Consider the following 10953-nt stretch of genomic DNA (forward strand, 5'->3'; position numbering starts at 1 on the left):
GGGCGTGCGCCGCCGCGGTCGCGGGCGCCCTCGCCTCGGTGTGGATCGCCGCGCGGGCCGGCGGGCGGGCCGCCGTCCTCGCCGGGTACGGCCTGATGCTCGCCGCGCTCCCGGCCGGAGCCGCCGGCGTCGCCGGTCTCGCCGGGGGAGCACAGGGCCGCTGGACGCTGCCGGTGCTGCTCGTCCCGCTCGGCCTCGGCGCCGGGCTCGCCCTCGCCGCCTCGCTGCGGGACGCGAAGCCCGGCGCCGCGCTGTTCGGCCTGTCGCTGTGCTTCCCCGCCGTGCTGACCGGGCAGCTCCTCGCCCTCTCGCTCCAGGCGGCGCGGCTCCAGCGGGCGCGGCCGGTGAGCGAGGCCGGGCAGCTCGCCGCCCTGACCGGCGGCTACCGGACCTGGCTCGTCGCCGCCGGCGCCGCGACGCTGCTCCTCGCCGCGGTGACGACCCGCCTGACCGTCGGCCGTCCCGCCAAGCCGTCGACGCCTGCGAGGACGTCCCAGCGGCCGCACTCGTCGGAGACGGCGGCAGAGGCGGGGGTAGAGGACGGCGCGCAAGCATCAGCGCAGGCCTCTCCGCGGACCTTCGCGGACGCCGCGCCGGCCTCCCTGATGGTGCCGCAGCAGGCGCCACCGCCTGAATCGCAGACTCTCCCCAGGGTGGCAGAGCAGGTGGCAGAGCAGGTGGCGGAGCAGGTGCCGGAGCGGGCGCCGGGCGCCGAGGGCGCCGCGGAGCCGAGCGGCGGGTAGGATTCGCGCGCAGTGGTGTGCGGGCCGCGACGTGCGCGTCACGTCGGGCCGGACCCCGTCGGCGGGGTGCGCCCACCCCATCCACCCTTTCCCTGAGGAGAATCACCCGTGTCCGAGCGCACTCTCGTCCTGGTCAAGCCCGACGGCGTCCGCCGCGGTGTCGTAGGCGAGGTCATTTCCCGGATCGAGCGCAAGGGCCTGAAGCTGGTCGCGCTGGAACTGCGCACCCTGCCGCGTGAGACCGCCGAGGCCCACTACGAGGAGCACGCGAGCAAGCCGTTCTTCGGCGAGCTCGTCGACTTCATCACCGGCGGCCCGCTGGTGGCCATGGTCGTCGAGGGGCCGCGGGCCATCGAGGCGTTCCGCGCGCTCGCCGGCGCCACCGACCCGGTGAAGGCCACGCCCGGCACCGTCCGCGGCGACTTCGCGCTGGAGATCGGTGAGAACATCGTGCACGGCTCGGACTCCACCGACTCCGCCGCGCGCGAGATCAAGCTGTTCTTCCCCGAACTGGGCTGAGCCCCGGGACGCCGCGCGGCCCGGCCGCGCCGCGTCCCGCACCGATCGACACGCGGGCCGGATCTTCCGGCCCGCGTGCGTTTTAGCGAAAACAGCCCTGGTCAGCACCGTGTTTTTGGACGGCGCGCACGCCGGGGGTGACTGCCCGCGGACGCTTCGGCACGTTACGATGGGCAGGCCGCTATACACGCCCGTCAACATGAAGGGCTCCCTTTCTTCATGGGTAACAAGCTTTCCTTTCTCGGCCGTGACATGGCGGTCGACCTCGGCACCGCCAACACGCTGGTCTACGTGCGCGGGCGTGGGATCGTCCTGAACGAGCCCTCGGTGGTCGCGATCAACACCAACACGGGGAAGATCGTCGCGGTCGGCATCGAGGCGAAGCGGATGATCGGCCGCACGCCCGGCAACATCGTCGCGGTCCGTCCGCTGAAGGACGGTGTCATCGCCGACTTCGACGTCACCGAGCGGATGCTCCGGTACTTCATCCAGAAGGTGCACAAGCGCCGGCACTTCGCCAAGCCGCGGATCGTGGTGGCGGTGCCGAGCGGGATCACCGGGGTGGAGCAGCGCGCCGTCAAGGAGGCCGGCTACCAGGCCGGCGCCCGGCGCGTCTACATCATCGAGGAGCCCATGGCCGCCGCGATCGGCGCCGGACTGCCCGTCTACGAGCCGACCGGCAACATGGTGGTCGACATCGGCGGCGGCACCACCGAGGTCGCGATCATCTCGCTCGGCGGGATCGTCACGAGCCAGTCGGTCCGCGTCGGCGGCGACGAGCTCGACCAGGCGGTCATCTCGTTCTCCAAGAAGGAGTACTCGCTGATGCTCGGCGAGCGCACCGCCGAGGAGATCAAGATGGCGATCGGGTCGGCCTATCCCGGCGGGGACGAGGAGCCGCACGCCGAGATCCGCGGCCGCGACCTGGTCAGCGGGCTGCCGAAGACCGTGGTGATCTCCGCGGAGGAGGTGCGCCGGGCGATCGAGGAGCCGGTCAACTCCATCGTGGACGCCGTGAAGACGACCCTCGACAAGTGCCCGCCCGAGCTGTCGGGCGACATCATGGACCGCGGGATCGCGCTCACCGGCGGCGGCGCGCTGCTGAAGAACCTGGACGAGCGGCTCCGCGAGGAGACCGGCATGCCGATCCACCTCGTGGACAACCCGCTCGACTCGGTGGTGCTCGGCACCGGCAAGTGCGTCGAGGACTTCGAGTCGCTCCGCCAGGTGCTCGTCCCGGAGCCGCGGCACTGAACTCCCGGCGGCTGACTAGGAATCGGGAGGTCGGTGGGTGAAGGACACCCGGCGCACCCGTGTGGTCCTCGGCGCCCTGCTCGTGGCGGCGCTCGTGATGATCACCGTTGACTACCGCGGCGGGGAGCACTCCCCGCTGCGCGGCCTGCGCGGGCTCGGCGCGGCGGTGTTCGGTCCCGTCGAGCGGGCGTCGGCGTCCGTGGTGCGGCCCGTCGGCAACACCTTCGACGCGGTGACGGACGCGCCCGGCGAGCGGCGCCGCGCCGACCGGCTGGAACGTGAGAACCAGCGGCTGCGCGAGCAGCTGCGCTCCAACCGGCTCGACCAGGACCGCTCCGCCCAGCTCCAGCGGCTGCTCGGCACCGCCGGGATGGGCGGCTACAAGATCCGCGCCGCGCAGGTGATCTCCGCCGGGCAGGGCTTCGAGGACACGGTCACGCTGGACGTGGGCAGCCGCAACGGCGTCAAGCCCGACATGACCGTGATGAGCGGTGAGGGGCTCGTCGGGCGCGTCACGCGCGTCGGGCCCGCGACCGCGACCGTCCTGCTGGCCTCCGACCAGACCTCGTCCGTCGGCGCCCGCCTGGAGGACTCCAAGGAGATCGGGATCGTGCAGGGCCGCGGCCGCCGCGGCCTCGGCAACGGCGGCACGCCGCTGCGCTTCCAGCTCCTGGACGCCGCCGCGCCGATGCGCGTCGGCCAGCGGGTCGTCACGCTCGGCTCGCAGGCCGAGCGGCCGTACGTGCCGGGCGTCCCGATCGGCGTGGTCGAGCGCATCGACGACGCCGGCAGCGGCCTGACCCGCACCGCCTACGTCCGCCCGTTCGTGCGGTTCACGAGCCTGGACGTGGTCGCCGTGGTCGTCGCGCCGCCCAAGACCGACCCGCGGGACGCGGTGCTGCCGCCGTCGCCGAAGCCGACCCCGACACCGACGCCGTCGGCGGGCCCGAGCGGCTCGCCGAGCCCCGGCGCGAAGTCGGGGAAGAGCCCGAAGGCGCGGCCGAGCCGCACGAAGAGCCCGTCCTCGACACCCAACCCGGGGGACTGACGTGCTGAACCCACCGGAGGCGTCGCAGACCGGCCGCACCGTGACCGCGGCCGTCGTGATCGTCGTGACGCTGGTCCTCCAGGTGTCGGTGGCCAACCGGCTGCCGCTGCCCGGCGGCGTCCAGCCCGACCTCGTGCTGCTCGCCGTCGTCGCGCTGGCCCTGGTCAGCGGCTCGATGACCGGCATGGTCGCCGGCTTCCTGGCCGGTCTCGCCGCCGACATCATCCCGCCCGCCGACCACACCCTCGGCCGGTACGCGCTGGTGTACTGCCTGATCGGGTACCTGTGCGGGATCGCGTCGGCCGAGATGGACCGGCAGTCCGTCGTCCCGTTCTTCGCGGTCGCCGCGGGGGCGCTCGCCGGCACCGTCCTGTACGCGGCGACCGGCATGATCCTCGGCGATCCGCGGGCGGAGTGGTCGACCGTGTCGCGGATGGTCCCGCTCCAGGTCGTCTACGACGTGATCGCGAGCCCGTTCATCGTGTGGGCGGTGCTGCGCGTGACCCGCCGGTACGAGCGCGGCGAGCGCTCCCGCGGCGACCGCTTCTCGGTGCCCGCCGCCCGCTACCGCGCGATGTCCGGGCGGGGCGGGGGCCTGTGAACTCGAAGACGCACTTCCGGCTGCTCGTCCTGTACGTGCTGGTCGGGGCGCTGCTGCTCGTCCTGGTGGGGCGGATGTGGTCCCTCCAGGTGCTGGAGGGGTCGCACTACCAGCAGATCGCCGCCGAGAACCGCACCCGCGACATCGTGGTCCCGGCGATCCGCGGCATGATCCTGGACGACCAGGGCCGGGCGCTCGTGCGGAACCGCAGCGCGCTCGTCGTCTCCGTCGACCGCACCTCGCTGTCCCGGCAGAAGGACCACGGCACCGGCGTGCTGAAGCGGCTCGCGGGCGTCCTCGGCACGAGCTACGACGAGATCCAGAAGCGGATCCGGCTGTGCGGGCCGGGCATCAAGCGGCCCTGCTGGCCCGGCTCCCCGTACCAGCCGATCCCCGTGGACGACCGCGTCGACCCCAAGCGCGCCCTCCAGATCATGGAGCGGCAGGAGGACTTCCCCGGCGTCACGGCGCAGGTCCAGGCCGTCCGCGACTATCCCAAGCCGGAGGGCGCCGGGGCCGCGCAGGCGCTCGGCTACCTCCAGCCGATCACCCAGGTCGAGCTGGACAAGCGCAAGGGCCTGAAGGTCACCGGCTACAGCGGCGTCGACCTGATCGGCCGCGACGGCCTGGAGGCGATGTACGACGCGGACCTGCGCGGCGAGCCCGGGTTCCGCAAGGTGCTCGTCGACAGCCAGGGCCGCGTCACCGGCACCGCGGAGGAGCGGGCGCCGACCACCGGCGGCAACCTCGTCACCAGCATCGACGCCGGGGTGCAGGGCGCGGCGGAGAAGGCGCTCCAGGGCGCGATCACCAGCGCCCGCTCGCAGGGCCGCAAGGCCGACGCGGGCGCCGCGGTGGTCATGGACGTGCAGACCGGCCGGATGGTCGCCATGGCGAGCTACCCGACCTACGACCCCGGCATCTGGACCGGCGGCATCTCCCAGGACGAGTACGACGGGCTCCTCGGCAAGAAGAAGGGCGAGCCGCTGATCTCCCGGGTGACGCAGGGCCAGTTCGCGCCCGGCTCCACCTTCAAGATCTCCTCGGTCTCGGCCGCGGTGAAGGACGGCTACAGCCTGAACGGCACCTATCCGTGCCCCGGCTCGTACAACGTCGGCAGCCGCGCGTTCACGAACTTCGAGGGCCAGGGCCACGGCGACATGAACCTGCACACGGCGCTGGTCGTCTCCTGCGACACGATCTTCTACAAGTTCGCGTACGAGGAGTGGCTGCGCGACGGCGGGATGAAGCCGCGCAAGAACCCGGCCGACCCGATGGTCGGGATGGCCCGCAACTTCGGCTTCGGCAGGCGCACCGGCATCGACCTCCCGAGCGAGACGACCGGCCGCATCCCCGACCGCGGCTGGAAGAAGAGCTACTGGAACGCGACGAGGAAGGCCGACTGCAAGGGCGCCAAGGAGGGCTACCCGCAGGTCGCCAAGACCGACCCGGCCCGCGCCGCCTACCTGAAGTCGATCTCCGCGGAGAACTGCACCGAGGGGTACGTGTGGCGCGCCGGTGACGCGGCGAACTTCTCCGTCGGCCAGGGCGACATCCTCGTGACGCCGCTCCAGCTCGCCCGCGCGTACGCGGCCGTCGCCAACGGCGGCAAGCTCGTCACGCCGCGCCTCGGCGTGGCGGTGGTGCGGCCGGACGGGTCGCTCGTCCGCCGCATCGGCCAGGCGCCGCCGACCCGGCTGCCGGTCGAGCAGAAGATCCTCGCCTACATCCGGAGCGGCCTCGCCGACGTGACGAAGAAGGGCACGGCCGCGGGCGCCTTCCAGGGCTTCGACTTCAAGCGGGTCGACGTGGCCGGCAAGACCGGCACCGCGGAGGTCTTCGGCAAGGACGACACGTCCTGGTTCGCGTCCTTCGGCCCGGTGAAGAAACCCCGGTACGCGGTGGTCGCGATGGTGGCGCAGGGCGGCACCGGCGCCTCGGCCGCCGCCCCGGCGGTGCGGCAGATCTGGGAGGCCATGTACGGCACCAAGGACAGGAAGCCGCTGCTCAAGAACGGCCGGCTGCCGACCGAGCTGCCGCGGCCGCCCGCCGACGGGGCGGCGCCGTGATGAACAGCACCAAGGTGGGAACGGTCGGGAGCTACCGCGAGCGGGGCCAGTGGCAGCACCGCGTCGCCGAGCTGCGCCGCCTCGACTGGACGCTCGTCCTCGTCGTGATGGCGCTGTCGGTGGTCGGCGCGCTGCTGGTCCGCTCGGCGACCTTCCAGCTCATGATCGAGCAGGGCAAGGACCCCGAGAGCTTCCTGAAGCGGCACGTCCTGAACCTGGTCATCGGGTTCGCGCTCGGCGCCGTCGTCACCGTCCTCGACTACCGGCTGCTGCGCGCCTACGTCCCGATCCTGTACGGGCTGGCGTGCGTGGGGCTGGTCGCCGTCATCACGCCGCTCGGCTCCACGATCAACGGGTCGCACTCGTGGATCGTGCTCGGCGGCGGCTTCCAGGTGCAGCCCTCGGAGTTCGCCAAGGTCGGCCTCGTGGTGCTGCTCGCGATGATCCTCGGCGAGCCCCGGGACGGCGAGATCGGGCCCGGCCGCAAGGACGTCCTGCTCGCCCTCGCGCTCGCCGGCGTCCCCGCCGCGCTGATCATGATGCAGCCCGACCTCGGCACCACGCTGGTGTTCATCTTCGTGGTCCTCGGCATGCTGGCGATCTCCGGCGCGCAGAAGCGCTGGCTGGTGGGGCTCGTCGGCGGCGGTCTCGCCGCAGGGTTCGCGGTGTGGTTCTTCGGCCTGCTGAAGCCCTACCAGCTCGCCCGGTTCACCGCCTTCATGGACCCGTCCGCCGACCCGCGCGGCGCCGGCTACAACGCCCAGCAGGCCCGGATCGCGATCGGGTCGGGCGGCGCGTTCGGCAAGGGGCTGTTCAACGGCGAGCAGACCGGCGGGCACTTCGTCCCCGAGCAGCAGACCGACTTCATCTTCACGGTCGCGGGGGAGGAGCTCGGCTTCGTCGGCGCCGCCGTGATCGTCGTCCTGCTCGGCGTGGTGCTGTGGCGGGGGCTGCGCATCGCCACCCAGGCCGCCGACCTGTTCGGGACGCTCGTCGCGACCGGCGTGGTCTGCTGGATGGCGTTCCAGACGTTCGAGAACGTCGGGATGACCCTCGGGATCATGCCGATCACCGGCCTGCCGCTGCCGTTCGTCTCCTACGGCGGCTCCGCGACGTTCGCCAACATGATCGCCTTCGGCCTGCTCCAGGCCGTGCACGTCCGCCGCCGCCCCTTCGACTGACGCCGGGCCCGGGCACGGCCCGGCGTGATCCAGCGTACTTCCGTGCGGCCCGGCGCACGGGGGCGCGGCGGTAGGCTGGACGTTCATCCCCATGGCCACAGCACGGAGGACTCCGCCATGCCCGTCGAGTCGATCTTCCCGCGACTGGAGCCGCTGCTCCCGCGCGTGCAGAAGCCGATCCAGTACGTCGGCGGGGAGCTCAACTCGCAGATCAAGGACTGGGACGAGGCCGACGTCCGGTGGGCCCTCATGTACCCGGACGCCTACGAGGTCGGGCTGCCGAACCAGGGCGTCCAGATCCTCTACGAGATCCTGAACGAGCGCGACGGCGTCCTCGCGGAGCGGACCTACTCGGTCTGGCCCGACATGGAGGCCGTCATGCGGGAGCACGGCATCCCGCAGTTCACCGTGGACGCGCACCGCCCGGTCGCCGCGTTCGACGTGCTCGGCGTGTCGTTCTCCACCGAGCTCGGCTACACGAACCTGCTCACGGCCCTGGACCTCGCGGGCATCCCGCTGGAGGCCGCCGACCGCACCGACGAGCACCCGATCGTCCTCGCCGGCGGGCACGCCGCGTTCAACCCCGAGCCGATCGCCGACTTCCTCGACGCCGCCGTGCTCGGCGACGGCGAGGAGATCGCGCTCGCGATCACCGAGGTGATCCGGGAGTGGAAGGCCGAGGGGAGCCCCGGCGGCCGTGACGAGCTGCTCCTGCGCCTCGCGGCGTCGGGCGGGGTGTACGTGCCCCGCTTCTACGACGTGTCGTACCTGCCCGACGGGCGGATCCAGCGGGTCGCGCCGGCCCGTCAGGGCGTGCCGTGGCGGGTCGAGAAGCACACCGTGATGGACCTCGACCAGTGGCCGTACCCGAAGAAGCCGCTGGTCCCGCTGGCCGAGACCGTGCACGAGCGGTTCAGCGTGGAGATCTTCCGCGGCTGCACCCGGGGCTGCCGGTTCTGCCAGGCCGGGATGATCACCCGTCCGGTGCGGGAGCGGTCGATCACCACGATCGGCGCGATGGTCGAGCAGGGCCTCAACGAGTCCGGCTTCCAGGAGGTCGGGCTGCTCAGCCTGTCCAGCGCCGACCACAGCGAGATCGGCGAGGTCGCCAAGGACCTCGCCGACCGGTACGAGGGCACCAACACCTCGCTGTCGCTGCCGTCCACGCGGGTGGACGCCTTCAACATCACCCTCGCCAACGAGTTCTCGCGCGGCGGGCGCCGCTCCGGGCTGACGTTCGCGCCCGAGGGCGGCTCCGAGCGGATGCGCAAGGTGATCAACAAGATGGTCACCGAGGACGACCTGATCCGCACCGTCACGACCGCCTACGAGAACGGCTGGCGGCAGGTCAAGCTCTACTTCATGTGCGGGCTGCCCACCGAGGAGGACGAGGACGTCCTCGCGATCGCCGACATGGCCAAGCGCGTCATCCGCGCGGGCCGCGAGGCGACCGGCCGCAAGGACATCCGCTGCACGGTGTCGATCGGCGGGTTCGTGCCGAAGCCGCACACCCCGTTCCAGTGGGCCGCCCAGTGCGACCACGAGACCGTGGACCGGCGGCTCCGCGCCCTGAAGGACGCCCTGCGCGGCGACAAGGAGTACGGCCGCGCCATCGGGCTGCGCTACCACGACGGCCAGCCGTCGATCGTGGAGGGCCTGCTGTCGCGCGGCGACCGGCGGGTCGGCAAGGTCATCCGGGCCGTCTGGGAGGACGGCGGCCGCTTCGACGGCTGGAGCGAGCACTTCTCCTACGAGCGCTGGACGTCCTGCGCCGAGAAGGCCCTCGCGGACGAGCCGGTCGACCTCGACTGGTACACCGTCCGGGAGCGCGACGAGGTCGAGGTGCTGCCGTGGGACCACCTCGACGCCGGGCTCGACCGCGAGTGGCTCTGGCAGGACTGGCAGGACGCCGTCGACGGGACCGAGGTCGAGGACTGCCGCTGGACGCCCTGCTACGACTGCGGAGTCTGCCCGACGATGGGCACCGAGATCCAGATCGGCCCGACCGGCAAGAGGCTGCTCCCGCTGTCGGTGGTCTGAGCGCCGGTTCCGACCGGGTGTGACTGGCCGGTCACGCTGGGCCGCGATGCCGCGTCCGACCAGGTCCGAACTCGATTCAGTGAGGCCGGGACCGGACGCGCGAGGGCCCTGAGCTGCGCGGCGCGTCGGTTCCGGCGCCGGGGCACGGGCGAAACGGCGCCGGGCGACCCGTACTCTATAGGGAGACGTTCACGACTCGACACGAGTAGGAAGGATCAGAGCCCTGGCACCCATGCCGGAGGGACCGGCGCCGGCCCCCGTGACCCAGCGACTGCGCGTCCGCTATGCGAAGCGCGGCAGGCTGCGGTTCACGAGCCACCGCGACATATCCCGGGCCGTGGAACGCGCCGTACGGCGCGCCGGGATCCCCGTCGCGTTCAGCGCCGGATTCACCCCGCACCCGAAGATCTCGTACGCGGGCGCGGCGGCGACAGGGGTGGCCAGTGAGGCCGAATACCTCGAGATCGGGCTCACCGAGACCCGCGACCCTGCGCGGGTGCGGGCCGATCTCGACGCTGCCCTCCCCGCCGGGCTCGACATCGTTGATGTCGTGCCGGTCAGGGCGGGCCGCGCCGGGGACGCGCAGGCCAGGCCGAGCGCGTTCGCCGATCGGCTCCAGGCGTCCGAATGGCGGATCCGGCTGGACGGGGTGTCCCAGGACGCCGCCGCCGCTGCCGTGGCCGCCTTCATGGCCGCCGGCGACATCGAGGTGGAACGCCTCACGAAGAAGGGACGGCGCCGGTTCGACGTGCGCGCCGCCGTGTCCGCCTGCGAGCTGGACCGGCGCGCCGCCGAGGCGGCGGATGCCCCTTGTGCGATACTTCGAATGGTTGTTCGGCATTCCACACCCGCCGTTCGACCCGACGACATCCTCACCGGACTGCGCCAGGTCGCCGACCTCGCGCCGCCGTCACCGCCACTGGTGACCAGGCTGGCGCAGGGGCCCCTCGACGCGGCCACCGGTGGCCTCGCGGATCCCCTGGATCCCGACCGGGAGACCGGCCTGCCGTCCGGCGACGAAGCCGAGGCGGCCCGCGGCCCTGCGCGGCCGCAGCCCGGGGACACCGCGAGCGTGGATGCCGTCAGCGCCTGACCGTGGGACCGAAGCCGTGGCGACACGGAACCGGTCCGCAGGGGCCGGCGGGCGCACCCCCGACGACTTCGTCGTCATGGCCGGACCACCGTCCGGCGGTGACGACGCCGACGACTGACGGAGAGCTCTCGTGCGGCGCACCGCACCGATCCGCCCCCTGGCGGAGCAGGCGGTCGCGCCCGGGAGCCTGACGGGAGACTGCCCGGATGCTAGAGAACGAAGACTCGGCCAACGCCGAAGGAACCGATGACGAGACCCTGCGCGACACGGGGGACCCCGCGGGAGGCGAGACGGGAGCGGCCGTGAGCTCGCGCCCGCGCCGCCGCTCCGCGAGCCGCCCGGCCGGGCCGCCGCCGGACGTAGATCGGAAGAGCGTCGTGTAGGGAAAGAGTGTAGATCTCGGTG

The 10953-nt window shown here is 72.5% G+C and carries 9 protein-coding genes; all 9 read left to right on the top strand.

The window, feature by feature from the left end; all coding sequences use genetic code 11:
* On the top strand, positions 1–743 hold a 743-nt coding region (locus E1300_RS50780; protein WP_207400272.1), incomplete at its 5' end, for a hypothetical protein.
* 108 nt (positions 744–851) lie between these two features.
* The gene (gene ndk, locus E1300_RS42380; protein ID WP_131762932.1) at positions 852–1262 is read left to right on the top strand and encodes a nucleoside-diphosphate kinase; all 411 of its coding nucleotides are present in this window, start codon (positions 852–854) and stop codon (positions 1260–1262) included.
* 219 nt (positions 1263–1481) lie between these two features.
* A complete protein-coding gene (locus tag E1300_RS42385; RefSeq protein ID WP_067461266.1) occupies positions 1482–2516 on the top strand; it encodes a rod shape-determining protein in 1035 nt (344 codons plus the stop codon).
* Positions 2517–2553: 37 nt separating this feature from the next.
* Entirely contained in the window at positions 2554–3564 is a 1011-nt protein-coding gene (gene mreC, locus E1300_RS42390; RefSeq protein WP_131762933.1) for a rod shape-determining protein MreC, read from the top strand.
* Between the two features lies 1 nt (position 3565).
* Positions 3566–4165: a rod shape-determining protein MreD gene (mreD, locus tag E1300_RS42395; RefSeq protein WP_131762934.1), complete on the top strand. Its 600-nt coding sequence runs from the start codon at positions 3566–3568 to the stop codon at positions 4163–4165.
* Positions 4162–6234 carry a penicillin-binding protein 2 gene (gene mrdA, locus E1300_RS42400; RefSeq protein WP_131762935.1) on the top strand — a complete coding sequence of 691 codons (2073 nt, stop codon included), beginning with the start codon at positions 4162–4164 and terminating at the stop codon, positions 6232–6234. The genes mreD and mrdA overlap by 4 nt, the downstream gene beginning before the upstream one ends.
* The gene (rodA, locus tag E1300_RS42405; RefSeq protein WP_131762936.1) at positions 6234–7415 is read left to right on the top strand and encodes a rod shape-determining protein RodA; all 1182 of its coding nucleotides are present in this window, start codon (positions 6234–6236) and stop codon (positions 7413–7415) included. Before mrdA ends, rodA begins: the two co-directional genes overlap by 1 nt.
* A gap of 117 nt (positions 7416–7532) precedes the next feature.
* Entirely contained in the window at positions 7533–9455 is a 1923-nt protein-coding gene (locus E1300_RS42410; RefSeq protein ID WP_131762937.1) for a TIGR03960 family B12-binding radical SAM protein, read from the top strand.
* A 232-nt stretch (positions 9456–9687) separates the two neighbouring features.
* Positions 9688–10548: a TIGR03936 family radical SAM-associated protein gene (locus tag E1300_RS42415; protein ID WP_131762938.1), complete on the top strand. Its 861-nt coding sequence runs from the start codon at positions 9688–9690 to the stop codon at positions 10546–10548.
* Positions 10549–10953: the final 405 nt, after the last annotated feature.

The organism is Actinomadura fibrosa, from assembly GCF_900659615.1.
Classification (GTDB): Bacteria; Actinomycetota; Actinomycetes; order Streptosporangiales; family Streptosporangiaceae; genus Spirillospora; species Spirillospora fibrosa.